This window comes from Nocardiopsis xinjiangensis YIM 90004 (assembly GCF_000341145.1).
Classification (GTDB): Bacteria; Actinomycetota; Actinomycetes; order Streptosporangiales; family Streptosporangiaceae; genus Nocardiopsis; species Nocardiopsis xinjiangensis.
In genome coordinates, this window is sequence record NZ_ANBE01000011.1 from 108,820 (window position 1) to 135,132 (window position 26,313).

A 26,313-nucleotide genomic window follows, 5' to 3' on the forward strand; every position below is an offset into this window, starting at 1 on the left:
CAGGGGAGCCCGGACACAGAGAGCCCGCCCCAGCGGTGTTCGCATGGCATATGGAGGGGACCGGGCCCTCTCACCCGCCGACGCGCAACTCGTCGCACACCGCCTTGGGTTCGGCCAAGCAGCGCCAAGCGGGAACCCTCATCACCGTCCGTAGACCCGACATCTGCTCGAACAGGACCGCCTCATCGACGGAGCGCTGCAAAGTCCGCCCCGGATCGAGGGCGCCGGGGTCGCCGCCACCCGCCGTGTCCACGAAGACGGCCGTGTCCCCGTACGGGGTACTGATCTGCAGGTCGCAGGTGTAGCCGCCCCGAGTTACCCGCACCCGCGGCTGTGCCCCCGCGTCACCGAGTGCCTCGAACAGCCGCGCACGGGGCTCGGCCAGGCCCGGCCCGTCCGCCCTGTCGGCACCATGTGCCAGGTCGCGAAGCAGCCCGTCCCGCTCACTCCAGTATTCCCGGTCACCCACCACATAGAGCCCGGCCCAGGCCCGTGTGGCCGCGACGTTCCACAGGTTCTGCTGCCGGGCCGCCCAGTCACCGGTCGTACGCTTGACCCCCTGCGCGGCGGCCGGCGAGATCACGATGACGTCGCGCTCACCGCCTTGGGACGTGTAGGCCGTCCCCACTCGGATACGGTCTCCCACTCGGGTACCCAGCCTGCGCTCGATCTCTCTGACCTGAGCTCTGAAGGGCGAGACGACACCGATGTCGGCATTTTCGGGCAACGTGCGATCCAGTTCGTCCACCAGCTCGGCGACCTGGTCGACCTCCTCGGGATTACTGCAGGAACGGCCGTCGGGACGTTCAGGACGACCCTGGACGTCGAGCCACCGGACCGCCCGATCGGGGGCCACGGCCAGGTCGGCGGTCCAGGTGCACACCGCCAGACGCCCTGCGTAGAAGCGCCGGTTGACCGGGGTGACGATGTCGGGGTGGCAACGGTAGTGCTCGTCCAACCAGAGCACCTCTCCCCCGGAGCCGGCCAGTGCCGAAGCAGCTGCGTGGTAGGCCGAGGAGCCGCTGTGGATCAAGGAACGGTCTTCGAGCCATTGTTCCCTCAACTGGTGGGTCGCTCGGATCCTGCGGTCCTCGTCGGGGTCGAGCGGATGCACCGGCTGGAGCTGGTTCGGGTCGCCGATGACCAGCGCACGCTTGGCTCGGTAGAGCAGCGGGATCAGATCGGAGACGGTGCACTGGCTGGCCTCGTCGACCACCAGGTCGAACAGGGCCGCATCGGGCGGGAAACCCCTCGGACCGAACGGGATGTGGTGCCCCAGGCACGCGCCACCCGCACGAGCCGGCGCATGCCTTTCCAACCGGTGCCCCCGGCCTCCAGGTTGCGCAGGCGCTGATCCAGGACCGAGCGTCCCACCCCAAGCACCTGGGCCACCCGGGACACGAGGTAGGCGCGGCTGTCCTCTCGGCGCTGTTCGCGTACCTGCCGCATACGTTCACTGATCTGCTCCGGGGCGTCCTTGCCCTCGAGCCCGGACCGCAGCGTGCGCCACTCCTGCTCAGTGGTGAGAAAGGAGAGCAGGGCGGACAGCTCGGCGCGAGTGCCCTCCACACCCAGGCTCCGGCGGATGCGCCATCGGTGCCACCAGCCCGTCCACCGGCTCTCCAAAGCGCGCTCGGCCCTGTGTGCCCAGGAACGGAGCCCGGGCCCGCCTGCGAAACTGCCGGGTCCGATCCCGCTGGGCAGGTGTCGATCTCCTTGGCCCGCGGCCCCGCCAGGACCGCCAGACGGCGCTCGGACTCACCGATGCTGTGCAGCTCGCCCTGTGCTCGCTCCAGGCGCCTGCGGTGCATGGCGAGGTTCTCCTTCGAGGTTGTGGGATCGGTGTGCTCCCAGCGAGCCGAGAGGAGGCGGTCGAGGATCGCCGGTTCCTTTCCTCGTTCCTCTCTGTTACCGGTGCGGATGACCAGGTCTGCGTCGGCGTGCAGCTCGTTGGCTCTTCGGACGACCTCGTCCACAGCGGTGTTGTTGGTGGAAGCCACGAGGACCGACTGCCCGTCGGCGATCGCTGTGGTGACCACGGAGGTGATCAATTCGCTCTTACCGGTGCCAGGGGCGCCGGTGGCCACGGTCAGCGTTCGGCTCATGGCCGAGTCGAGGACCTCTTCCTGGGCCGTGTTGCTGCGACCGGTCACTACGGGCAACGCGGGGGCGGCGGAAGCATCCGCGGGCAGCGGGGCGGAGAAACTGCCCAATGCGGTCTCACGGATCTTGTCGACGGCGATACCCGTTCTGCTTCGATGGTCCAGATCGCCGAGGAGCTGTTTGACAGCGGCAGCGGCGGTGTCTGCCTTGTACAACACCGCTGTGTTCTGGGCACTCTTGCGGGCCGCACGCCCTACGTCCAAGCTGTCGTTCAGTTCACCGGCCACCAGGTCGTCGACGCGGTCCAGTGCCACCAGCTCGCAGACCGACCGTGCCTTGTCGGCCAGCCCGGAGACACCACTGCCGCCCCCAATCGGCCCGGAACCAGTCGACCAGGTCCTCGATGGCGCTCTCGTCCAATTCCTCGGCCGATACCAGCAGTTCGCGATTCAATTCGGATTCGCCGACCGGGGTGAGGGAACGCTGCCCTTCCTTCTCGGTGACCTCTACGTCCATGACGAAGAGCGGCGCCACCTTGGTGCGCGCTTTCCTCTTGCCTGACGAAGCGGGAGAGAACACCACAGCGGGGTAGCCGTAGCGCAGGGGCTTTCCTTCCCTCTCGGCCGCCCGCGCCAAGGTGTCCGCCACCCCGTGCAGGGCCCAGCGTTCCGACGCGCCACTGAGCAGGCGTTCCGATCCCATGTTGCAGGCCGCCACCTCGCGGCCATCGGCGTCGGGCAGCTGTTGCAGCACGCTCTGGCGCCGGAGACAGTCACGGTAGTAGTCCAGTAGCGCGTCCCATCGCCAGGTCCCGTCGTCCTCATCCGCGTTCGTTCCGTACGCCCGGCCGGCCCTGTAGGAACGGTTACCGTCCCTTGCGTTCCCCTCGTTCACGGCATCCGTGCCGGTGTTGCGGTCCTGTGCGTCCTGGATCTGTCCCAGAAGGGCGGCCGCCGTGGCCGACCCGGTGTGCCGTGCCAGGACCAGCGGTCCCCTGAGCCCCAAGCCGAATCCCATGATCCGCTGGGTGCCGAGCTGGTCCACCTCCCGGTGGACGTACTGGTAGAGGTCGAGCTCGTCGATCCACCCGTCGCCGTTGGCATCGGATGCCGCGCCCGAGAGCCCCCGGACCACAGCGGCGCTGAACGGCGAGGGACGCACGCCGTTGCTGTTGTCCCCCCTCACGGGCTTTCTCCAGGGCCCCGGAGGCGGCGAGCACGTAGGTTCCCTCACCGTTGTCGAGCTGCCGTTCGAAGTCCAGGCCCTCGTCCTGCCCCGACCGGGTTGCGAACCCGTCGGCGAAAGCATCCCCATGGCAGCAGTCGAGGAGCAGCACCTTGTTGTCCATCCGGGAGTCCTCGAGCATCCGTTTGAGGGCCTCCGAGGAGATCCCCGTGCTCTCCAGGTGCTTGTGGCGTGTGTCCCGAAAGGCGAGATGGAGGCGGCCACGCTTGTCCTTGAGCCCATGCCCGGAGAAGGCCACGAACAGGAGGTCACTCGGCTTCCCCGCGTCGAGGGCGCCCTCCAGCTCCTTCATCGCATCGGTGCGGCCGGGATTAATGCGCACGATGACGTCGTCGAAGTGGCCGTTGGCCCGGAGGGCCTTCTCCATCTTCGTGGTGTCGGCTGCGGACGAGGTCAGGTTCTCGAGGTCTTCATAGTCGTTGACTCCGAACAGGATCGCGGTACGCATCAGCGCCCGTCCCCGCTGTCGCTCAGTTCTTGGCTTCGACAGGCACGTTCGGGCTCGGCCGACTCGTCGAGCGCGCGCACGTAGGCCTGCACGTCCTCGGCCTTCACCGGGCCAGCCACCGTGATCCTGGCCCCGTCCTTCTCGATCGTGACCGACTTCCGGCCGGAGCTCTCGAGCCAGACCCCGATCAGCCTGACCAGAGGGGTGAGTACGTGACGGATCGCGAGCCCCGAGACGAGTACCAGCCCAGCGATCGCCGTGAGGCCACCGGTACGGGTCCCTGGATCGGCTTCGGCCTCGCCCATACGCACATCGTCGACATCGAGGCGTTCGAGTTGTCGGACCAGGTCCCTGGTGTGCCGGTCGGCCTCGCCTGCTGTGACGTCGTCCTCGAACTCGACTCTGGCCACCAGTTCGCCCACCGGATCCACCTGTGCACTTTCCGCCCTGGCAGCACGGTCGTCAGCTGCGCTGCCTACCGACATTTCGCACCGCCGGTTCTACCAAAAGCCCCTGACCCACGGGCCGTTTCGTCGTTGTGTGGCCGTTTCCGGCCACTGTCGTCAACTGCCCCTGAAGGAAGCTCGGAGAGGAAAACGGGGTCACGGACATGCACGAGTATCTACTGGGAGCTGCCTGGCACACCTCCCTGAGGCCACGTGGATGCCATGGGAACCAATGAAGCCAGGAAAGCTTGGGTCTCTTCGTCCGTGGAGTACAACCGGCACGAGCTCATCCCACGAGTCATGAGCACCCGGTAGATGTTCTTGGCCAACGGGAGATACTCCTGGGAATTCAGCGAGCGCATTACTGGGTCCTGGCTCTGTCTCGGGTCGGCAATCCACTGACCTTCGCGCCGGACGAGGTCCGGTCCGAAGATGACACCTGCCCCTTGATACTCCAACCCCTGTGCGGTGTAGACACAACCGATCTGGTGAACACCGCCCGGGTCGGTGGCCCAGAACTGGCTGGCCGGAGCGAGGGGTTCCCCGTTCTCCCCGTGCTGCTCCTTCCTCAGGTTCCACGGCTTCGCGAAATGACGCTTCTCTCCGGTTCGCGGGTCGAACCATTCGATGTTCACACCCGGAAGGTTCAGGCCTGGTGCCGGCCGCGACCAGCTCCAGCAGTATCCCGCGCTGATACGTGCGGAATGGTGATTCTGGAGGCACTCTTGCAGCCACTGCTCCATCTGTGAGGGGTCGCCGACGGAACCGAGATCGTAGTCGTCACCCTGCCAGGGTTCAGGGTCGCTGTACAACAGGTCGTCCACCCATGTGGCGAACCTCCTGGATCCGTTGCAGCGAAAACTCCCACGCAGTTCATGGGTGATGAGATCGATCCCTGACCGTTCAGCGACCTGTTGGACCTCAGCGGCCTCCAAACCTTCGTAGGGGCGTACTTGCTGCCGCTCGTCCAGGAAAACCACCACGACCGAAGCATTGCGATAATTTCCGTTGACCAAGCTTGCGAACCCACCACGGCTTCGTTCCAGACGGTGCGCTTCGTCGAGGATGACGAGATCCACCTCTTTGGGCACCCCTGTCCACGGTGCTCCGAAGATCTGCTGCGCCCCGTGCACGCTCTTCGTGACCTTGCGGAGATTTCCTGTGAGTGTTCCTGACTGCGTCCGGTAAAGAGCCGTGTGTTCACCGCTCTCGAAGAAGCTACCGAGCAATCTCACCGCCAAGACGGTCTTGCCACTGCCGGGCCCGCCTTGAACCAGGACAATACTCCTACGGTCGCTGGAAGATGCTTCAGCCACTCGTGCTCTGATTTCGAGGAACGCCGCCTGTTGGTCTCCTATGAGAGCGAACGAGGGCCGACGCTCGATGGTGTCGGCCACCGTGGTGAGGAGCTCTCGGTCCGGACGCCACGGCGAGGCCTCGAAAGTTTTCACGGCCTCATCGCCGGGTGCCCGAACATCGGAGCAGAGCAGCAGTGCTCGAAGCTCGTCCTCACTCGTGCTCTCGGAGAGCTGCTCACCGCTGAGAACGGGACAACCGTACGGCCCGTGGCTGAGCCCACGAAAGACCTCGGCCTGTCCCTCATCGGCTTCGTGGAGGTAGACCAGCCCCCGGACATCCAGTTCCAGTTCTTCCGACGCGAACCAGCGTGTGAGGAAGCCGGTGTAGCCGGCGACCTGCACAACGGGATGGGGCTTGACACTTCCGTCCCAGGGTAAGCGGACACGGCCGCCGGAGAGGGGACGGGCTTCGGTCCACTGTTTGAGTTCCACGACCAAGGAGACGAGATCCTTCTCTCCACGTTGCCCGAGCAGGAGAGCATCGAATCGGTTGTCCCCGGACGGGGTAACGAATTCCAGGTAGATCCACAGGTCCTGCAACCCTGCACGAACCAGAGCGTCCAGGAGCGGAGGCCAACTTCTGTTCCAGCTACGGACCTCTGCTTCTCCCGGATGACCAAAACCCGCCCGATGGTAAGCGGCCACACAACAGTTGATGAAGTCGGGTCGCTGAAGTTCTCCAGCCACCTCCCCCACACGACCGGAATGGACATACCTCAGAGGTGTTCCGGAGGCTTCCGGCATCAGCTCTCTTCCATGCCGGCGATGTTGTACTGGTGCCAGGCGAAGTACTCAGCGCTCTTGCCCGAGAACGCGGAGCAACACCCGCTGATCCGTTGGGCCGCCGTAGTCAGATCCAGGCCGGCAGCTTTGTTCGAGGCATGGATGTGGCCTTCTACGTCCACGTAGACGTAACCATGCTCGAACAGTGAGTCGCAGCCGAGCACGCAGGCCAACATGAGATTGTTCAGGTCTCGGCGTTCCTGATTGTCACTGTTCTTGCGTCGCTTGATGTGCGCCGTGTGGACGAGTTTTTCCGGAAGAACCCGTTGACACAGGTCGCACCGGACATCGGACCTACCCTTGAGTTTCGCCTCTCTCAATTTCGACTGTTCCCGCCGGACGAGAGTCCAGTTGAACGCGTCCAGGTCCGTCGGAAGCCTCAGGTCTGCATGGTCTGATGCTTGTGCTTGCCCATCGTCGACGATCTCCGCCCAGCGCTCGGCGTTGAGCTTCTGCAGGACCTGTTCCATCACGGACTCACGGCCTCCCGGGACCTGAGGAGTTCCCTGCTGGATCCCTGACATCCGGAGCGCTTCGATTCCTTCCGGGCCGATGTGTTCGACGGAGACGCCCTCTCGGACTTCCTCGACCTCGAACGGGATCCGGTACGGGTAGCTGACGCCCGCTGCCTCGTCGTCCCACACCGGTTCCTCGCTCATGTACCAAGGGCCGGTGATACGGGCTGTGAACAGTCTCGAGACCTCACGGTACTGAGCCTCGGCGATATCCACCCGGCCGATCCCCAAATGCCCGAGGTGCAACAGGTCGCCCTCACCGAGCAACTCGATGACCTGTGCGGTTGGTTTACCCTCGACGACCTCGGCTTTCCACCCCCAGACGGATCTTTCCAACCCTCTCTGCAGATTGTCCTTCGCCTGTTGACCTACGTAGACGTAGACCTCCTTGGCGTCGTCTCTGTCCACGCGCCTCCTTCTCTCATCCGATCCGCGCTCCAACTGACCGGCTCCCTCATCCTTGGTCCCGACTCACCAGCACGCATATGCTACGGACGGCCCACGACAATCCGGCGCCGCTCCCGGTACTACAGTTGCGCTTCCGTTTTGTTATGATTCCAGCACCGCTTGTCTGCGACAATGGCACCGCTGAGCCCGCGTTTGGTAGGCACGTCTGAACACCGATCAGCCCAAGGCGTGTTCGAGGTCGTGCTCGACTCTGAACAACTCGTGCAACAAACGGGCGATCTCGTTGCACGGCAAGGCCACCAGATCCGACGGGGGTCGAGTGCGGCGCAGTCCCCGCAGCCGGCACAGGACCAGGAACGCATAGGCCACCATCGCCAGCAGACTCCACCGGTGCCAAGGCCTCCACCCGCGCACCCGGTGCTCGTCCAACCCGGCCAGGTTCTTGCCCTGGGCAAAAGATTCCTCTACCCGCCACCGCCGTGCGGCCGCCACCACCAGACGGGCCAAAGGCACCATCTCAGGGGCATAGCAGCGGAAGAAGGCCAGTTCACCATTGGTGCGGTTGCGCCGGATCAGCACCCACCGCACCCCAACAGCGTCGGTGTGGTCATCGATGAGCGCCCAGTCATAGAAGCGCCCTGTACCTGGCGGGCGTCGACACTTCCGATGGCGGTCACCCGAGTCAGCCGGCGTTGCCCCAGGCCGTGGGGCTGTCCGGGAAAACATCGCTGTCGACGTTCCTAAAACATCTCGAGGACCGAGATGACCGGGAGCTTCTCGCTCTGATCACCGCTGAGCACGAGTGGGCTGATCCCCCACAGACACCGGAGATGGCCACGTCTGCGCACGACCGTCCGTATCAGCCGAATACCCGACCCTGCTCGACCGTTGGCGCGAAGAACTCACCCGCCGTCTCGAGCGGACCCGCTGCCGCCACGAGGGCACGGCCAGGACCAGAGAGGCCGAGTGATCCGTGTGGGCAACGACGCTCACACAGAAACCGAAGAAACGGCCCAAGAGGTGAACACTAGAGCAGCCACGAGGATGAATAGAACGAGGACCGTCACGGAACGTACAACGAGTGGTGAGCTCACGAAGGGGTCGTCGAGCGGAACTCCCTCTCCCGGAATGACCCCACGTCGATCTCTCTCCCTGTTGAAGTGGTACCGGGGCGTCCCGCGCAGAGCCCGAACCAATGCCGACCGTTTGATGCGGCGGTGGGACTCGTGGCGGCAGGACCGCCATCGCCCTCGAGCGTTGATTCGGCAGGGTCTGTCCTGCCTGGTGGGTACCCCACACCTGATCCGCCGGAAGAACAGTTCGAAAACCGCGAAGCCGAGAATCACCCATGGGAGCACGACAAACGTCTGTAGGAAGAGCGCGGACAAGAATATCAAGACAGCCACCGCCACCGCTGCCAGGAATTCATACCGACCGGTCTTGTCGTTGTCTGCCAAGGTCTTCCTCAGTAGTGATCGGGCTCAGCAAGGAAAGAATGATGCCTGCACGGTCGAGTGCGGTATGACTGCAGGTCCCTGCCCTCAGCGCTGGTCGCCCCAGAGCCACTCGGGTTCCAGGTTGGTCTCGAGGTGCTCGCGCAGGGTGTCCTGCACCAGAGGCCGCAAGCAGTCTCGGGCCACACGGGGGTGCCCGCCGGGGTCCGGACAGATGAGGACCGCGAGGACACGCAGTTGCAGGGCCAGGGCCTCCGGGTCGATGCCCATGAGCCTCTGCAGGCTCTTCCAGAGGAAGCCGACCGCTGCCTTCGCGAGCTCGGTGCGCACGGGACCCCACTCGGCAGCATCCTCGTGCTCCAGGACCGCTTCCTTGATCTCGTCGGGGACCTTGCCCAGCAGTTCGGCGCCCCGGTCCAGGGCGTTCGCGGTCTCGGCGAGCAGGTCACACCAGAAGTGGCCCGCGATCGCGCGACCGTACTCGGCGAAGGCCGGATCCCGCTCGGCCTGCTTCTCGGCGAACGGACGGAGCTCGTTCTCGAAGACGTCCTTCTTGAGCAGCTTGCCGAGTTCACCGACCTCGTCCACGGTCGCCCGGTCGTCCGCGAGCCAGGCGACGAGGGAGGCAACGGCCACTCCGCCACCGGCTTGTCGCAGGTACTTGGTGGGTGTACGCCGACCCTTCTCCTCGAAATATCGGCGTTGTTCCCACCACACACGCTCGGCGGGCTCGCGCAGCGCCCTGACCCCTTCGTCTCCCTCGCGGGCTCTTTGCAGGTGACCGGACCAACCGTGGTTGCTTCCTCCACAGATGGAGCAGACACATCGGGGTTTGGTGGCCTGCTCACACCGCTCGCTGTGCTGCACAAAACCTCCGGGGCCGGGGGATCGGTCGTGCTACCGCAGGACCGCTCTCCACCCTGCCCTCACCTGCAGGTACCGGACATCCCCGGATACGGCCATGCTGTGGTACCCGCCCGGGCACAGAATTCTGTCCCGAGTGTCACTTCCCGTGCGCGCTCCGGGACAGCAGCGGGAACTCCACCACTCAAGGGGATGCACGTGCATTTTCAGGTGCATTCTGCAACCGCGACAGACCTTGGCAATATTCGTGTACCGAGCGCCCATGGCCGAATGGATCACCGCGACCCTGCTCGGTCCGGGGGCTGCCCGGCGCGAACACGAGCCGGTGGCCGAGGCCGACCTGTCGGAGAGCCTGGGGATGGCCTATGTGCAGTCCCACCGGTGGCAGGAGGGCATCACCCACCATCGACGCGCTCTCGAGCTGCGCCAGGGGGCGGGAGACGAGCTCGGGGAGGCCATGTCTCTGAACGCCCTGGGGCCGGCCCACTTGCGCGAGCACCGGCTCGGTGAGGCCCGTGACCGCTTCGAACGGTCGTTGGCCACGGTCAGGCGCTTGGGCGAGCGGCGCTGGGAGGGGATCGCGCTCGGCAATCTGGCCGATGCGCTGCTCGATTCAGGGGATCCACAGGGATCGGCGGCCCTGGCCGAGGAGGCTGCCGCGATCCATCAGGAGATCGGAAACAGGATGAGTGAGTTCGCCTGCCTGGCCTGTCTGGGCGCGGCATGGCGAGAGCTGGGCCGGATCGACCGTGCACTGTCCTGGACACAGCGCGGGCTCGACGTCGCCCGGGAGCTGGACAACTCCGTCCGGGAGGGTTTCGCGCTCCTGGAACTGGGCCGGATCCACGTGTTGCTCGGAAACCCGGAGGAGGCCCTGGCCTGCTTCCACGAGGCGGCGGGCCTGCACCGCAGGATCGGCGACCACGTGCGCGAGACCGAGGCCTTCGAGGGTGTGGGCGAGGCCTACCAGGCGCTCGAACGCCCGGGCGAGGCAGCGAAGTTCTACCGGCAGGCGGCCCGCGGTTATCGCAGGCACCAGGACCGTTGGAAGCTCGCGGTCTGCCTGGACCGACTGGCTTCGGCGGTCGCCGCCACCGGGGAAGGGGAGGCGGCGCGCGGGCACCGGCGCGAGGCGTTGGAGGCCCTGGAGGGCTTTTCCGACCCCAGGGCGCTACGCCTGCGCGAGGAGATCACCGGCAACGTCGGAGGCGGCCCGGCACCTTCTTGAGCCGGATCGTGGTGCCGGCCTCTTGTGCCTGAGGCCCTCCGGATCCGGGAGGGAAGCGAGGAGCCAGGGCTCCCGGTCGGAGAGCTGTGAACGCCCCGGCGAGCGCCGGGCTCAGGAGCCGGTACTCCCCCGCGGTGCGTTCCGGGTACTCGACCACCTCTCTGGCGAAGCACACGGCTTCGCCTGCCTCGGTACCGCTGACACCCCCACGTGTCCGCACCAACCGCGATCTGCACAAGCCGGACCGGCTCAGTCGGTATGCACCGGGAAGGGCCCGCCATGGCACGGACGCCCTCGGTGAAGGGCGGCTTCCTCGGAGCGTTCCCGAGCGGACTTGCGCGGTCTCCGGCCGAAGACCTCCTCATCGAGCAGGCGTTCGGGAGGAGGCCCCACACCCGGAATGATCCTGACCTCTCAAATGCCGCAACCATCTAAAACCCTACCCATCTGCACTCCCCCGCACATGAGAAAAATCATGACCCTTCCAAACGGTTTCGGAGTGCAGAGAAAATCCACAGGCAAACCCCAGATCCCCCACACCCAAGGTGCCTGCCCTGTGGAAAATAAAGGAAGAAAATCCGACACATCCCCTACCTCCGACGCCAATGCTCCGGTTACGGAGAGGCGAAAATTCACCTCCGGGAAAAGTCCTTGGAAGAACGCTTGAAAGCAGCCTGCGCATGAATGGAGACTGTCCGCGACAGCCCCGCCAACCGCACCGGCGGGGGTGTAAATCTTACTGGCACACCCCTGAACCAGAAGGAAAATGATGGCAATTCCCCGCAAAGTAGCATCCGTGGCGACCGCCTGTGCTACGGCCGTCGGCCTGCTGCTCGCCTCCCCCGCCCCCGCGTCAGCCAACGTCTCCCCTGGTGACTACCGCATCGCCTTCGAGAAGAACGGCGCCGAGATGGTCCCGTACGCAGGGGCCACCGTGCGCACCGACATCCGCGTATGGCCGGCCGACCACGTGGGGATGCAGTGGGACGTCACCTATTCCGGACACAGCTCAGGGATGGCCTCCTACGAGATCCGCAATCTGCGCAGCGGTCTCTGCATGCAACCCAAGGACGGCAACACCACCGCCAATCAGCGGGTCGAGCAGACCACCTGCAGCAACCGCAACGAGCAGCGCTGGCACGTATCGGACGTCGGGAATGGTGCACATCAGATCATCCCCGTGAAAAACACCCATCTCGGCGTCACCCTGGAGAACCCGAGCTGGAATGGGTCCTTCCTCAAGCTCGGTTACCACAGCTCCGCCAACCCCGACTTCAGGTGGCGCTTCAACCGCGTCTAGCGGCACTGGCCACAGAAGTGGGCACGTCCCGGCGATGATGTGACGGTGGAAGAGGGCCTCCGGCTCGAGTGGGGATCTTCCGGGTCAACACTTGGAGTCCAGGAGGCCCTTGTCGTCGGGATCAGCGCGATGACAAGAAAGGTCATGCGGGCCACACGGCTCTTCCCGCAGCACCGACCACCACGAGAGGGCGAACCGTCCCTTCCCGAAGGCTCTGGAGTGGCATCCGAGTACGGTCTGCGAAGCAGGGTGGCACCAACAGCTCTCATCGGTCTCGGGCTCAGGTCCACTGGTACCGGGAGCGGTGGCGGCCACACGCGCACGCGGGAATCGGGAATTCCGGGCCCTGCTGGGCGATCGACCCTGTGGACAACCCCCACGAGCACGGATTCCGAGGTTCACTCGTTGCATGAGCCAACTCTCGACGGACTCCCTGTTCCGCGCGGCTGATCCGCAGACCTTCGCCCGTGCCCTACTGAACCTCGACTGCGTCGACGACCTCCGCCAGGAGCACGGCCAGGTGTGCGCAACGGTGACCCACCAGGGCCTGACCCACCGTGCCCGCCTCTCGAACGAGGAGCACTTCACCTGGAGCTGTGATTGCCCCGAGCCACCGGGCGAGGCCCCCTGTCTCCACGCGGTCCTGACGGGGTTGAACTTCACCCTCGACCGGCACCGGCGCGACCGTCGGCCGCGTCCGGCCCGAAGCGGGCCATACGATCGCCCCTTCGACCACGAGGGTCTGATGAGGCGGTTGCGGACCGGGGAATCGGCGCCCGAGGACTCGCCCCTGGCGATCTCCCTTCTGCGCGAAGTGGCTCTGGGAAGGTCCCGCGAGTTGCAGGTGCTCTTCGACGAAGCGCTCGACGTCTTCGCCCTGCCCGCTGAGGAACGAGGGCCCGCGTACCTGCGGGCACTGCACGCTGCCGCAGAGACCATCGGGCAGTTCCTCGTCAACGGCCAGCGCATGAACGGCGAGGACCTGCACGCAACGGTGAGCGGTTACGTGGAGAAGACCATCGACCTGATCGAGGACCCCGACGGGGCGGTCGCGGCTGCGTCCAGGGAGATCGATTGGATCGCTGATAACACGTACGGGCCCGAGGAGGAGGACCTCTGAGGTCGATCGGTCTCCGGTGGCGCGGGCCCGGGCACAGGTCGGGGCGCCGGCACCCGCGCGCGGGGTTGGGAAGGTCCTGCTACGCCAGGTTCTGGAGGCGGGCCGGCTCATCGGGCACCGTGCGCGCGCCCTCGAAGTCCGCCGGCCGTGCGGCCGCGGTTGCTCCGGATCCGGTTGATCCTGCGCGAATGGGCCCGTGTCCACCAGGGCGCTCTTCGGTGGTGAATCGACAAGGATCGCTCAGACCCGGTGGCACAGCTCGACCGGGGTTCAGGGCCCGAATGTGGCTTCCCTCGTGGCGGATCTGGTGAATTACTCCGCTGCGGGCGCGGGGCCGAAGGCCGATGCGCCGTCATTCTGTGAATCACCGGAGACGACGGGGCCGTGTCTGCTTGGCTTCCTTCATGGACGAGTGCTCCGACCTCGACCGTGGCTGGGGCTCGCGAGCGGCCTTCGTGCGTGGCACTGCCCATGACGAACGCACCCGAGAACACAGGAAGGCGGGCACACTCATGGCACCCCGGGGACGAGCCGACAGGGTCCACACGCTCATGATCGTCCTCGGTGGCACGAGACCGAAGGTCTGGCGCCGGGTCAAGGTCCTGTCCATGAGCCGGTTGAGCGACCTGCACAGGCTCATCCAGACGGTCATGGGCTGGGATAACATGTACCTGCACGTCTTCGATTTCTCCGGGCGCGCCTACAGCGACGGCCCGAGGCCGGGCCCGGAACCCTTCGGTATTGACGAGTCCGCCGTCAGGATCGGCGACGTCCTGAGCCGCAAGGGTTCTGCGGGCACCTACATCTATGACCCCGACGACAAGTGGTTCCACACGCTGGCCGTGGAAGAGATCGGTGATGCGGTCCCCGGCACCGTCTACCCGCGGTTGCTCGGCGGCCAAGGTGGTCCGCCGCCCGAGGGCTGCGGCGGCGTGTGGGCCTTCGACCTCCTACGTCGTCTGCGCGACCGCCCCGAGGAGATCGAGAACGCCGGTGGTGACAAAGCCGAGGATCTCCACTCCTGGGTGGAGAAGCTCGAACCCGACGACCTCGACATGGAGGCGGGGCGTCGAAGGGTGAGGGATGCGTTCGGGAGGCTGTCGCTGGAGCAGGCCGAGGGCGCAGGAACGGACTTCTGGCCTTCGGCCGTACCGGCGCGGCTGGTCTTTCTGCCTTCCGAGGAGGAACTGGCACGAGCTGCCGGCGGGACCGAGGCGTTGGACGAGACACTGCGGTTGGCCCGATGGTTCACCCCTGCCCGAAAACTGACCAGCACGGGAATGCCGCGGCCGGCCGACGCACGGACCGTGGTGGTCGAACAAGAGTTGTTGCGGCCCGTCAGTGAACACGAGGCCACCCAGCGCAGCGCCGGGCTCGAGAAGCTGCGCGCCGCCAAGAACCTGCCCGGGTTCCTGCGTCTGTGGCGCCGGGCGGTGAACCTGGGACTGATCGAGGTCGGTCCCTCCGGTGCTCGCACCGCGCCCGAGGTCGTCGACGGCCTGAGCGCGGCCCGGGCCTTGGAACTGTGGACCACGGTGTTCGAGGAAGTCATCGAGAGCGAACCCGACGGCACGGGCGTGTTCCAGGCCCTCCCCGACGAGTCCGATGTGCTTCCCGCACTCCTGCGGATGCTCTACGAGGCGCCCGATGACAGCGACATCGGCCTGCACGAACTGGCGGAGACTCTGTTCGACCCCACCGCGTACGGACAGGAGTTCTCCGCCGAGGAGCTCAGGATCTTCCGACTCTCGTCCAGGGCAACGGTGTACCGGTGCGTGCTCCGTCTTTCTTGGACGGGTGCGCTCGCTCTGACCGACCGCACCCCGGCGAAGGTCTCCGAGCTGGCCTGGCAGGGTTCGTTGTGGGTTCGGCTGCTCGGGGAAGCCGCTCACGGCCACGCACCGGACCCGGGTATCGACTGTTCGGTCACGCTCACCCCCTTGGGGCGCTACGGGGTGCGCCAGGCCCTACCCCGTGAGGGTGTTCCCGCTCCGCTCGAGGGTCGTTGGGCCGGGACCGGTGCCGCCGAACTCCTCGACGCTCTGATGAGGGTGGCCCCGGAGAACCACCGGAGCGAGTTCATGCCCTGGTTGGAGCGCCGCACGGCTTCAGAGGCGGTCGAGCAGATCGTCGAGGCCGCCGCCGGGAGCCCCGAGGCCAGCGCTGTTCGGCGGATCATGGCCCAGGACATCCTGATGGCCATCGGTGACCAGGGCCTGAAGGGCCTGCGTGCCTACCTGGACTCGGCAGATGCTGCGGTGGCCGGGTTGGCCGCCAGCGCTCTGCTGGGCTCCGAGACGTGCTCGGAGGAGGAGGCCCAGCAGCTGATCAGCGAGCACGGCCCGTGGTTGGCCATCGACATGGCGGCCGCACCGAGGGAGGTGGGCGCGTACACGGGTTCGAACGGGGACGAGCAGCTCTCGACCCTGATCGGGCTCCTGATCGACGAGGGCTCGGGCCCGGGGACCATCGGTGGGCTCCTGCTGGAGGGCACCGACCGACTGTGGCGGTCGGGCCACCCGGCGACCGTTCCGGTACTCCAGGCTCTGGGGCGGGTGCATCCGGACAAGAGGAGGGCCAAGGCCGCGCGCCGCGCGGCACACAAGGCGCAGAGCCGGGGTTGAGGGGGTTCAGCGGAGAGTACTGTCCGCACCTTCTCCCATGGGTCCACGGCGTGCCTGGTCGTCGTGCAGATCAAGTATGGACGAAGCGGGTGGGTTCTGCCAGCAAGGCCTGAGCCCCTTCCACGTCGGCCAGGCGCGCCGACAGGGTGCGCTCGGCCAGGTGTTGGGGCAGGGCCGCGTTGAACTTGAACCCGTCCAGCGCGCGCACGGACACTTCCGGGAGGACCACACGCTCCTGCGCCGAGCTCTTGGCCGCCGCCCAGGTGCGTGGATCCAGCTCGGAGTTGAGCCGCAGGCAGGCGTCGTTGGGCTGCTGTTTGGGGTCCGCGGCGGCCCCCAGGGTGGCGGCCAGGGTGATGTTGGCTCTGGCCCCCGCCCAGGTCCACCAACGCAGGTCACCGTTGTCGGCGCGTACGATGACCGATCCGCCGGGGTGGACCAGATCCATGTGGTCCTCGCGTGCCTTGGCCAGGGCGTCGGTTGCCCGCTGGGTCAGCTTCACTTCGGGATCAGTACCGAGCAGCACCTCCCGGACCGCCCTGGTGAGGTGGAAGAAGGCTCCGAGGTGGCCACCGGAATCCCATTTGGCCTTGCCTCCGCCCCCGTCGACCGGTTCGACGAAGCACCGTTGCCGACGCCAGTCGACCCAGGTGACCATCCAGGTACGTCCGGCGAGCAGCAGTCGACGTGGCCCTTCTTCCCTCTCGTCCGCGGCCAGCAGTGCGGGGTCCACTCGGCCGATCTCGTTGCGCCCGTTCAGAGCGGTGAACTGCGGTGGCGCGGTGAAGACGCTGGTGAGCTCCATGAAGTGGCGGTGGCCGAAGCGTTTCTCGGCTTCGGGGCCGATCATCATCAGCCCGCCGTCGAGATCGATGAACCCCTCACGTATGAGGTGGGAGGCGATGGGTTCGCCCTGGTGGAAAGGTTCCAAGCCGGCCCACCACTCCGGCCACAGATTCTGGGCCACCTCGGGTTCCTGCAAGCACAGCGCCAGCAACTGTTGGGCGACGATGTGCCGGGGCTCGGGGGTGGGCATGACCGGTTCCACCCAGTGCCGGCCCCACAGGTGCAGCAGTCCGGCCGCGTCCAGGAGCCCTGACTGGTCCACGGCCAAAAACAGGCAGTTGCGGGTACTCCCCTGCCGACGCCCGGTCCGTCCGATGCGTTGGAGGAAGGAAGCGACGGTGCCGGGTGCGTTGATCTGGATGACGCGGTCCAGGTCACCGACGTCGATACCCAGTTCCAAAGTGCTGGTGGCGACGATGACGCAGTCACGGGCCTCGGTGAAGGCGGCTTCGGCTCGGCGGCGTTCGTCCAGGGCCAGGGAGGCGTGGGACAGGAAGGTGGTCACGCCGAGTTCGCGCAACGCGTGGCCGAGTTCTTCCACGTACTTGCGCGAGTCGCAGAACACCAGGCGCTTTTCTCCCCGGTGCAACGCGGCGATGACCTTGGCGGCGTTGTCCAGGGAACCGACGTAGTCGAGTTCGATGTCCCCGGGCGGCGGGTCCTGCGGCGTCTGCCCCGGTCGGGGAAGACGCACACCGGGAGCAATGACTCGTCCCTGCCGTTCGTCGGCTTGGGAGCCCTGCAACCACGTCAACAGTTCGTCGGGGTTGCCGACGGTCGCCGACAGCCCGACCCGCTGGATCCGGCGTCCGGCCACCTTGGCCAACCGCTCCAACACGGCGAGCAGGTGCCAGCCACGGTCGTCGCCGGCGAAGGCGTGCACTTCGTCCACCACGATGCCGTGCAGGTTCGCGAAGAAGGCCCGGTGGTCGACCTTGGTGCTCACCAGCATCGATTCGAGGGACTCGGGGGTGGTGAGCAGGATGTCGGGTCGGGCCCGCAGGATGCGTTGCCGTCCGGCGGAGGTGATGTCGCCGTGCCAGAGTTCGGCTGTGCGCCCCAACCATCCTGAGTAGGCCTGCACGCGGGGCAGCAGGTTGTTGAGCAGCGCCTTGATGGGGCACACGTACAGCAGTGAGGGTCCCTCACCCGTGCGCCCGGCCATGGTGGTGAGCAGAGGGAACAGGGCGGCCTCGGTCTTGCCTCCGGCTGTAGGCGCGAGGAGGATCGCGTCGTCGCCCTCGACCAGTGGGGGCAGGGCTTCGCGCTGCAGGGGGCGCAGGCCGGGCCAGCCCAGAGTGTTGACCACGTGGTGGGCGAGGGTGGGGTGGAGCAGGTCCAGGCTGCTGGGCCCGAGCCCGTCGGAGCCGGACCCACCACTCGTGGCCTGGAAGCTCACAGGTCCAGCTCCACCTCGTCGGCGCTGGCGGCCCTTTGTACGTGGGCGCCGCGTTCGACCTCGGTGAGCTCGCTCCCGCCGACGGTGAGGTTGTAGTGCCGTCTCGGGTCGAAGTCCTCGTTCTGGTCCACCCGGTCCATGACGTCCACGAGCTTGCGCAGGTACAGGCGGGGTGCGATCCCGATTTTGCCACCGAGTTCACCGGCGACCGCTTCGGCGAAGCCGAGCAGGTAGCTGTCATCGACCCGGTTGCGCACGCGTTGGGGAGCATCGGCCCCATCGGCGTACAACTCCCGCACGGCCACACCGAGCTCGTGCAATCGGTCCAGGTCGAAGCCGCCCAGGCGGATCTGGGAGGCGTAGAGGTTGTCGTGGCGGGGGTCGGGCAGGAAGTCGGTGTGCAGGCGCTGCGCCAGGGGTGCGAGCCGCTGGACCCCCTGGGGGCCGTCGAAGAAGGCCGGGGTGCCGGTGATGATCAGGTACAGCCCGGGGAACTGCCGGTTGGCGATCTCGTCCAACAGCTGCCGTAGCGCGTTGAGCCCCTTCTCCCGGGTGTCGGTGCGGGCCCTTTGGAGGGTCTCCAACTCGTCCAGGACGATCACCAGGCCGGGGTGGCCGCAGTCGCGTAGCAGCACCAGCAAGCCCTTGAGTGCGGCCCAAGCGCCGAAGTGGTCGAGGTCGCCCTTGATGCCGGCGTAGCGTTTGGCCGCGGCGGCGACGTTGGGTTGGCCGCCCAGCCAGGCGATGAGCGCCTCGGCGATGGCGGGTTCGCCTTCGGCCTGGGCGCGGTGGTAGCCGCGCAGGGCGGCTGCGAAGCCGGGGTTGGTTGCGGCCACTTCGGTCAGGCGGCGTTCCAGCAGGGCGGTGACGGCCCCGTTGAGGGCTTCCTCGTCGCTCTCGTCGACCGTGCCGCCGGCGAGAACGTCCTCCTCCAGCGAGTACACCCAGTTGTCCACGATCTCGCGCAGGGCGCTGGGCGGCTGGGTGGCGGTGGTCAGGCGTTCGGTCAGGCGCCGGTAGACGGTCTCCAGCCTGTGCAGCGGGGTCTCGGTCTCGGAGATCTGGATCTCGGTGACGGCGAAGTTGGCGCGTTTGGCGCGCTCGCCCAACCAGCGTACGAAGAAGGTCTTGCCGGAACCGTATTCACCGCGCACGGCCTTGAAGTCGGCCCCGCCGGCGCTGACGTTGCCGAACTCCTTGTCCAAGGCGTTCTCGAAGCGCTGCAGTCCGACGGCGAACAGGTCGAGCCCGCCGTGCGGGACGGTTCCGCGGCGCAGGGCACCGACGACCTCCTCCCGGCGCGCGGCACTGACAGGGTTCACGGTCAATCCCTTCCAAGGAACTGTTGCTGGAGCAGGGCGGTGTTGAGTTCGACGCTACGGTCGCCGTCGGTGAGGGTCAGGACCGGGTAGGCCTCCACGTTGAGGACCTTGCCGGCCATCTTGAGGAAGCGCACGGCCCTCGGGTGGCTTTCGGGGCCGCTTGCCGCGCGGGAGGAGGCGCTGACGGGAAGGCGCGGGTGGGTTCCGCCCACGGCCGCGAGGGCGTCGATGAGCGCGGCGATCTCCTCGGCTGCCGGGGCCCGGCCGACCCGGGCACGGCTGGCTTCGAACACGGCGGTCTCGACCACCTTCGTGCCCAAGCTGGGCGGGGTGGTGGCTTCGTCGCCGAACAGGGCCGGGGTCTGCTCGAGCTGGTTCTTCCTTCGGGAACGAGCTCCCCCCGTAGTCGCCGGCGATCCTTCACCCGAGGACACAGGCTCCGTGGGGGAACCCGCCTGCGTGGACTGGCCGCTGCCATGGCTGATCCGATTTTCGGGACCGCTCGCGGAGGTGTTCTCCAAGGGCTGGGACCACCACACGGGTTCCACCTCGGCCGGTGTCAGCCGCTGCCAACCGCGCGGGGTGGAGTCGCCGGCGCTCCCTCCCCGGCCGCGCCGGGCGGTGTCCAGGACGGGCACGAACGCCAGCACAGGGATGACCATCTCCGCGGCGGAGAACCCGCCGTGGTAGCCGTCCTTGCGGTCGGTGTAGCGGATGTCCTCGCGGTAGGGCACCACCAGAGTGCCGTCGCCGAGCAGGACCCGGTCTCCGGTCGCCAGGATCTCGCCTTCGCCGGGTTGGCCTGTGCGGTAGCGGGCCGACTCCCCCGAGTGGGTCTTGGTGGCCTCTCCGCGGTCCCAAATGTGCCCGTGGTCGGAGGTGATCAGGACGGGGCGGCCTGCTCGCGCGGCGGCGTCGAGCAAGGAGCCGAGCTTGCCGATCTGTTTGACCGTCCAGGTGGCTTCGTCCCCTTCCCGACCACGGGAGAGGGCGTCGTCGATGGTGTTGAGCACGACACCGACGACGGTCTCGCCCTCGTCGAGGTGCTCCTGGACGGCGGCCGGAAGGTGGGCCCCGGCCCCCGTCTCCAGGGCACGCTGGTGGTACAGCACCGCTTTGCGGCTGCCGAAGGACGCTTGGGACCACAGGGCGGTGAACCCGGTGCGTTCGGTGTCCTGTTTGCCGACAGTGAGGGACCCGGTGAGCAGCGAGGCCCGGGAACAGTTGGTGGTGGAGGGAACGGTGGCCAGAGCGCCCTCACGCGCACCGACACGATCTCCGCTCCGGGTCTGGCCGACCTCGGCCAGACGCCCGCCCGCTTGGATGTCCTCGGCCAGTTGCACGGCCACTTCCATGCTCATGCCGTCCAGGACGACGATGAGCGGCGCCTGGTCCTGCGCCAGGGGGCGAGCGGTCCGGCTGAGGAGGTTTTCGGAGCGCAGTTGGGTGTCGGTGGGTGCGTGTGCGCTGTTCCACCTGTTGACCGCGGTGGCGAACTCGGCGTCGACCTCTGCCCGCCAGTGGCGGACCCGTCCGTACAGTGTGCCGAGCGCCTGGTCGAACGCGGGCACCTGACCACCGTGGTGCCGGATGGCCGAAGCTGCGCGGTCCACCCAACCCGTCTGCTGAACGTGGGTCTGGATCCATGCGTGGGCGGTGGTGGGGGTCTCGGCCCCGAGTGGCCGGTCGGCGGAACCCAGGGCCAGGCGGCGCAGGAGGCGCACCGCGTTGGTGGCGGCCCGTGCCTGGTCCTGTTTGTCCCGGGCGGTGTGGCGGCGGTGCTCGCGCAGCCGCACCAGTGCTTCCTCGACCTCCCGCAGGTCCTGTGGCTGGGGCAGGCCGTCCTCGCCCAGGGCGAGGCTGATCTGCCGTCCCAGGCCGGCCAGGCGGCTGTGCAGTCCGGCGTCGAGCAGGCTGCTGGCCTGGGCGACGTGGGAGGCGCTGAGTTGGAAGAGGAGTTCTTCGGCGCGGCGCACGGTTTCGTCGGCTTGCGCGTCCTCGGATCCGTCGAGCAGACGGATCAGGGCTGCGGTGCAGGCGTTGCCGAAGTCCTTCAGGTCCTTGGCCCCGGGCTGGTTGGCCCCGAAGTAGCGTTCCTGGGCGCGGATGAGGGCGTGTTGGGCGGTGCGGGCGGCTTCCCGGTCGGCACCCGGCCGGTCCTCCTGGGCGGCCTCGTCGAGTTGGGCCAGGGCCAGTCCGATGGGCACGGCGTCCAAGGCGTGGTCGCGGTCCAGGAGTTTGAACAGCACTCGGGGCACCGCGCCCAGGGTCCGCTCCACCTCGGCACGCAGTTCGTCCCTCTCGTCCTCGTGCAGGTGGGTGAAGGCGGCCACGGAGGCCGGGTTTCGGGTCCACTCCAGCAGGGCCGCGCTGTCGATCTGTTCGCCGGGGCTGCGCCCGAAACGTACGGACACGGCGATGGAGAGCGCCTGTTCGAGTTTGAGGACGCCGGTGCCCAGTTTGAACTGGTGGGCGGACCGAATGTTGCGCAGGGTGTCGGCCAGCCAGCTCAACCGTCCCGTGTACAGCCGGGGGTCGATGCTGGTGACCTTGAGTTCGGTGCGCAGTAGTTCCCAGTTGTCCAAGCGCACGACTTCCTCACCCAGGAAGCGGCCCAGGAGGGCCTCGCCGAGGTCGGCCGACTCGAGTGGGGTGAGCACCACCACGTGGTCGGTGTCCTCGTCGTGACCGCTGAGGGCGTACACGAGGGAGATGACGCTGTCGGCGCCCACCACACGCACGGAACGTGGCTCACTCGCGCCCTCGCCCGTCTGGATGTGGACGGTCAGGCGGGCGGATCCGTCCCAACGCGGGTTCGCGGACAGCGCCAGGGCGGTGGCACCGGAGCGCGGATGTCCTTTGTCCACTCGGCGGGCCTCGGCGTCCAAGGCGCGTTCCAGGGCGCCCGCCACGGCCTCGGCGTTCACCTGTCCCAGGGCGGGTGAGGTTGGCCGGGCGGGCTCTCCGTGTTCGACTGAGCTGTTCACTCGGCCTCCCGGATGCTGATCTGGATGCGCGCACCCTCGGGGATGTCGAGCTCGGCCCGCAGGTCGGCGACCACGGTGTCGATGTCGGCGCCGGGGGTGAGGGTGACCCAAGGCCGGCCGGAGGGCGCGCTCGGCAGGGTCGGTTCGTTCTCCACGCGCACGCCGGTCTCCCGCGGCGTGGTACCGCCGTCCGGTTGGGGCGTGGATGGAGCCGGTGTCGCTGCCGCGGCTTCGCGCACGATCAGGTTGTTGAGCGCGCTGGCGTCGCTGTTGGCCCTGCTGAGTTCTGTGGCCAGACGCCGGCTGCTCTCGTTGTGGCGTGCTGCTTCCCTGAGCCGGGTCAGGATCTGCTCGGCCCGAGTGGAGTGCTGCCCGCCCGCGCTGATGATGGGCTCCAGCGACTCCAACAGGTCCCACCGCGCGGCCGACAGGGCCTGGGCGAGCTGGCCCGCCCCGTCGATCCCGGTGCGGTAGACCCCGCCCTCTTCGGGCAGGTCGGCCTGGCCGAGCTCGTTGACCAGGGCGGTGTCGTCGGTCAGTCCGGCCAGGCTCCCCAGGAGCTCGTCGGCGGCACGCGCGGTGCGCAGGCGCGGGGCGTCCTCGTCCAGGCCGAGCAGGTGCGCGTGTTTGGTGAGCTCGCGCACCAGGTGTTCGCTGCCCGCCTGCAGCCGGTGGGCCCGTTCCTTGAGCTGCTCGGCCAGCCTCTGCACGGACCGGCTGTTGGGCAGCGGCTGGGCGGTGAGCCCGAACACGCGCTGGGCGCGCTCGTTGGCGCGGGCGAAGTCCTCTTCGGAGGGCAGTTCCTGGCGGCGCAGCACGATCTCGTCGGCGAGCCGGCCGATCTCCGCGCCGGTGTAGCGCTTGCCGGCCCGGATCCAGAGCCGGTCGCTCTGTACGGCGTAGACCATGACGAGCAGGTCGACGATGTCCTCGGGCAGCCCCTGGCCGTCCTCGCGGCCCCGGATCCACTTCTTCAGGTCACCGACCCGCACGTCGGTGCTGGTGGGCATGTTGACCTTGACGAAGCGGTCGATCTCCAGCTGCCAGTCGTCGCGCAATACGAAGACCTCACCCACGGTGGCGATGCGCAGCGGACCGGCGATGCGCCGCAGTACCGGCAGGTCGCTCTTGGGTACGTCCTCGTACCGGTTGAGTTTGTCGGCCTTGGCTTCCTCGACCGCCTTGAGCACGGTGCTCAGGTCGGTGCGCCGCAGCGCCGTATTCCTGGTGGGGTGGGCCAGGTCGGGGTGCTCGGGGTAGAGGTGGTCCAGGAGTTTGGTGGTGACGCGCTCCAGTGCGGCGGGGAATTGGCTGCCCGCTTCCAGGGGGATGGTCAGGCCCTGCGGCAGCGGTTCGATGTGCGGGTCGGCGGGGGCCCCGTAGTCGGTGCTGTTGCGGTCGATCTCCACGAGCCCGTAGGCGCCGCGCAGCAGGTTGGTGATCTGGTTGGTCAGCTGGTTGCGCTGGTTGTCGAGCTGGGCGCGGGCCTCGCGGCGGTCCTCGCTGCTCCAGTCGGGGGCCTTTTCCTCGATGACGTTGGGTTGCAGCAGGTAGTCCATCATCAGGATGCGGCGGGCGTCCTCCAGTTTGCCCGGGGACAGGAAGGTGGGCAGCCACACCAGGCCGGGGACCGCCTCGTCGAACTCCTCGCGCAGGTCTTGCACCCGTTGGCGGTCCGAGGCGGGGTTGGCGTCGGCCTCGTCGAAGGGGTAGTCGGTGACCACCCGGACGGCATTGGCCGCGACCGGACGGAACTCTTCACGGCCCAGGTCGTCGGTGGAGCGCACGTTCCCGAAAACCAGTTCCACGGTGCGTTGGGTGCCGCGCCAGACCACATTGCTGTGTTCGGCGCCGGGCTCCAGGCCGAGCTGCTGCCACAGCAGGCGTTTGAACAGCCGGCGCAAGGCCTGATCGTTGGCGGCGGGGTAGGCGCTGCGCTCAAGGGACTCGGTGCTCACCCGGAGCAAGTTGAGGGACAGGGTCGGGTTGTCGCTCTGCGCGCCGACCCGCACCTCACCGAACTGGGCCGCCATGTCCTGGAAGAACCTGGTGGCCGCCTTGACGTCCTGGCCTTCGCGGCGGGCCTTGACGATGCCCTGGTTGAGTGCCATTGCACGGCCCACGGTGAGGTCCTTGAACGCGGGGACGTGGGGGGTCAGGGCGCTCAGCAGGAGGGTCTTGACCAACAGGTCGTCGCGGCGCAGCGGCTCACGCACGTCGAGCGCGGCCATGTCGGCCTCGGTCTTGCCGTGCTTGTCCAGCAGCCAGGGGCGGACCTTGTCGCGGTAGAAGGTGCTGATCTTGGCGTATTCGGAGCTGAGGTGGTCCTTGAAGGGTTTGGCCTCACCCTCGATGAGGACGTCGAAGACCGCACCGAGCGGCACGACCTGCCCGACGGGCAGGGTGGTGCGGTACTTGACCAGCAGTTCGAGCAGGAGCTTGATGGCGCTGCGCTGGCGCTGCAGGGCGTAGGAGATCTCCACCAGCACGTGCAGCACGGCGGGGCTGAACGGGTAGAGGCTGCGGAAGTCCTCCCAGGTGCTGGTGTCCGCACCGCCTCCGCTGTCCAGAAGGGTGTCGCGCACCTCGGCCCGGCTGTTGCGCATCCGTTCGAAGGCCTCGTCGATCTCGGCGGCGGCCTCGTCGCTGCGGGGTTTGATGAGGCGTTGGCGGGCGATCTCGGTGAGGTTGGCGTCGGCGAGTTTGATGTCCCCGAAGCGGCCGTCCCAGTAGCTGATGGTCTGGGAGATGCCTTCGGTTCCGCCCCCGAGCCCGACCAGTTCGCGCAGGTCGCGCTGGCGGGGGATGAAGCTGATGATGGGCGCGGGACGGTGGCTGTGCGAGGACTCGACCAGTTTGGCGATCTTCTGCACCTCGCTGCTGATGCGGCCCTCGTCGCCGATGAAGGCGGTGAAGCGCAGGATCAGCTCGTCCAGGAGCAGGACGACGGCGTCGCAGCCCAGGTGTTCCTTGGCGTGTCGGCTGAGGACGGACAGGCCTTCGTCGATGCTGAGGTAGGCGCCACTGGAGTCGCCGACGGCGTCGGCGTAGCGCTTGAAGGGGCCGCTCAGCAGGGCGCTGATGAGTTCCTCGCGCAGGGCGCGGTCGGTGGAGACCTCGGTCTCGGGGTGGATGGCGAAGGCTTCGTCGAGGGTCTGGGTGTTCCAGGCCGAGGGCGTGGCGAAGTCACCCCAGACGCCGCCGTCGGACGCATCGCCGGACTCGCCGCTTCCGGGGTCGGCGCGGGTCGGCAGCAGGGCGATGAAGGCTTCGTCCCCCATCCGGGAGCGCTGTTCACGGGCGTCGTCCAGGAGGCCATCGGCCCGGTAGACGGCGGGGACGGGTGCGCCCGGGTGTTCCCGCTGCACTTGGCGCACGTAACCGCCGAGGATGTTGGCCTCGATGGAGACGTCCTCCTCGACGAGGTGGGCCTTGACCTCGATGAATTTCGTGTCGGGGAGCCAGTTGTCGTGTTCGGCGAGCAGGTCGCCCAGCCCTGGCTTCGCGCGGGCGTCGGGGTGGTGGTCCAGGATCGCCGAGAGCACGGCGAGGAAGTGGCTCTTACCGGAACCGAAGGAGCCGTGCAGGTAGGCGGCCTGGGACTTGTGCTCGATGACCGAGGAACGGATGGTCTCCAGGGCCTTTTCGAAGCTCTCCGCCAGTTGGGGTGTGACCACGTACTCGTCGAGGGCCTGGGCCTGGCGGGTGGAGGTGCTCTCGGTGAGCTTGACGACCAGGTCACCGTCCTGGACCGCGAGGGGGATCTCGATCAGGTCGCTGATTACTCGGCCGGTGCCGCTCGAACCAGAGGAAGGGGTGGTCATCTCCGGGGCGCGCCTTTCTGCGGTCTGCTCGGACACGGA

The 26,313-nt window shown here is 67.4% G+C and carries 15 protein-coding genes and 3 pseudogenes; 4 read left to right on the forward strand and 14 right to left on the reverse strand.

Going from position 1 to position 26,313, the window contains the following annotated elements:
- Positions 1-70: 70 nt before the first annotated feature.
- From D473_RS28010 to D473_RS24370, 10 genes and pseudogenes are all read right to left on the reverse strand, one after another.
- Positions 71-1,216 carry a DEAD/DEAH box helicase gene (locus D473_RS28010; protein WP_026126712.1) on the reverse strand — a complete coding sequence of 382 codons (1,146 nt, stop codon included), beginning with the start codon at positions 1,214-1,216 and terminating at the stop codon, positions 71-73.
- The gene (locus tag D473_RS28015) at positions 1,177-1,569 is read right to left on the reverse strand and encodes a hypothetical protein (protein WP_026126713.1); all 393 of its coding nucleotides are present in this window, start codon (positions 1,567-1,569) and stop codon (positions 1,177-1,179) included. The genes D473_RS28010 and D473_RS28015 overlap by 40 nt, the downstream gene beginning before the upstream one ends.
- 293 nt (positions 1,570-1,862) lie before the next feature.
- Positions 1,863-2,105, reverse strand: a pseudogene (locus tag D473_RS28020) (AAA domain-containing protein); the annotation flags it as partial.
- Between the two features lie 274 nt (positions 2,106-2,379).
- On the reverse strand, positions 2,380-3,288 hold the full coding sequence (locus D473_RS28025; RefSeq protein ID WP_026126714.1) for a hypothetical protein: 909 nt from the start codon (positions 3,286-3,288) through the stop codon (positions 2,380-2,382).
- Positions 3,289-3,307: 19 nt separating this feature from the next.
- Positions 3,308-3,796, reverse strand: a pseudogene (locus D473_RS28030) (caspase family protein); the annotation flags it as partial.
- Positions 3,796-4,227: a hypothetical protein gene (locus D473_RS0107795; RefSeq protein ID WP_017608518.1), complete on the reverse strand. Its 432-nt coding sequence runs from the start codon at positions 4,225-4,227 to the stop codon at positions 3,796-3,798. The gene D473_RS0107795 and the pseudogene D473_RS28030, both read right to left, overlap by 1 nt.
- 191 nt (positions 4,228-4,418) lie before the next feature.
- Positions 4,419-6,245: a DNA/RNA helicase domain-containing protein gene (locus D473_RS0107800; protein ID WP_241474727.1), complete on the reverse strand. Its 1,827-nt coding sequence runs from the start codon at positions 6,243-6,245 to the stop codon at positions 4,419-4,421.
- A gap of 98 nt (positions 6,246-6,343) precedes the next feature.
- Positions 6,344-7,306 carry a hypothetical protein gene (locus tag D473_RS0107805; RefSeq protein ID WP_017608520.1) on the reverse strand — a complete coding sequence of 321 codons (963 nt, stop codon included), beginning with the start codon at positions 7,304-7,306 and terminating at the stop codon, positions 6,344-6,346.
- Positions 7,307-7,447: 141 nt separating this feature from the next.
- Positions 7,448-7,951 (reverse strand): annotated as a pseudogene (locus D473_RS25585) (transposase); the annotation flags it as partial.
- Between the two features lie 896 nt (positions 7,952-8,847).
- Entirely contained in the window at positions 8,848-9,396 is a 549-nt protein-coding gene (locus tag D473_RS24370) for a hypothetical protein (RefSeq protein ID WP_017608522.1), read from the reverse strand.
- Positions 9,397-9,886: 490 nt separating this feature from the next.
- Here D473_RS24370 and D473_RS24375 point away from each other — a divergent pair, with 490 nt between their 5' ends.
- The 4 genes from D473_RS24375 to D473_RS0107835 all read left to right on the forward strand — a co-directional run bounded on the left by D473_RS24375 (position 9,887) and on the right by D473_RS0107835 (position 15,896).
- A complete protein-coding gene (locus D473_RS24375; RefSeq protein ID WP_017608523.1) occupies positions 9,887-10,852 on the forward strand; it encodes a tetratricopeptide repeat protein in 966 nt (321 codons plus the stop codon).
- A gap of 796 nt (positions 10,853-11,648) precedes the next feature.
- The gene (locus D473_RS0107825) at positions 11,649-12,152 is read left to right on the forward strand and encodes an RICIN domain-containing protein (protein ID WP_017608524.1); all 504 of its coding nucleotides are present in this window, start codon (positions 11,649-11,651) and stop codon (positions 12,150-12,152) included.
- Between the two features lie 409 nt (positions 12,153-12,561).
- Positions 12,562-13,272, forward strand: a complete 711-nt coding sequence (locus tag D473_RS0107830; protein ID WP_017608525.1) for a hypothetical protein — start codon at positions 12,562-12,564, stop codon at positions 13,270-13,272.
- A 404-nt stretch (positions 13,273-13,676) separates the two neighbouring features.
- Positions 13,677-15,896, forward strand: a complete 2,220-nt coding sequence (locus D473_RS0107835) for a plasmid pRiA4b ORF-3 family protein (protein ID WP_017608526.1) — start codon at positions 13,677-13,679, stop codon at positions 15,894-15,896.
- 70 nt (positions 15,897-15,966) lie between these two features.
- On the opposite strand, the gene D473_RS0107840 is transcribed toward D473_RS0107835, so the two are convergent.
- Genes D473_RS0107840 through D473_RS0107855 form a run of 4 tightly spaced genes read right to left on the reverse strand, consistent with a single transcriptional unit; the run spans position 15,967 to position 26,274 of the window.
- A complete protein-coding gene (locus D473_RS0107840) occupies positions 15,967-18,141 on the reverse strand; it encodes a DEAD/DEAH box helicase (RefSeq protein WP_017608527.1) in 2,175 nt (724 codons plus the stop codon).
- A complete protein-coding gene (gene brxD / locus D473_RS0107845; RefSeq protein WP_152436788.1) occupies positions 18,138-19,463 on the reverse strand; it encodes a BREX system ATP-binding protein BrxD in 1,326 nt (441 codons plus the stop codon). The genes D473_RS0107840 and brxD overlap by 4 nt, the downstream gene beginning before the upstream one ends.
- A 2-nt stretch (positions 19,464-19,465) precedes the next feature.
- Entirely contained in the window at positions 19,466-22,450 is a 2,985-nt protein-coding gene (gene pglZ, locus D473_RS0107850) for a BREX-2 system phosphatase PglZ (RefSeq protein ID WP_051042993.1), read from the reverse strand.
- Positions 22,447-26,274 carry a DUF6079 family protein gene (locus D473_RS0107855; RefSeq protein WP_017608530.1) on the reverse strand — a complete coding sequence of 1,276 codons (3,828 nt, stop codon included), beginning with the start codon at positions 26,272-26,274 and terminating at the stop codon, positions 22,447-22,449. Before D473_RS0107855 ends, pglZ begins: the two co-directional genes overlap by 4 nt.
- Positions 26,275-26,313 lie beyond the last annotated feature (39 nt).

What these genes read in the sequence shown, in the direction of transcription:
- D473_RS0107835 (WP_017608526.1), top strand. Translation starts at nt 13,677, where the DNA reads ATGGACGAGTGCTCCGACCTCGACCGTGGCTGGGGCTCGCGAGCGGCC.
- D473_RS24375 (WP_017608523.1), top strand. Translation starts at nt 9,887, where the DNA reads ATGGCCGAATGGATCACCGCGACCCTGCTCGGTCCGGGGGCTGCCCGG.
- D473_RS0107855 (WP_017608530.1), bottom strand. Translation starts at nt 26,274, where the DNA reads ATGACCACCCCTTCCTCTGGTTCGAGCGGCACCGGCCGAGTAATCAGC.
- D473_RS0107830 (WP_017608525.1), top strand. Translation starts at nt 12,562, where the DNA reads ATGAGCCAACTCTCGACGGACTCCCTGTTCCGCGCGGCTGATCCGCAG.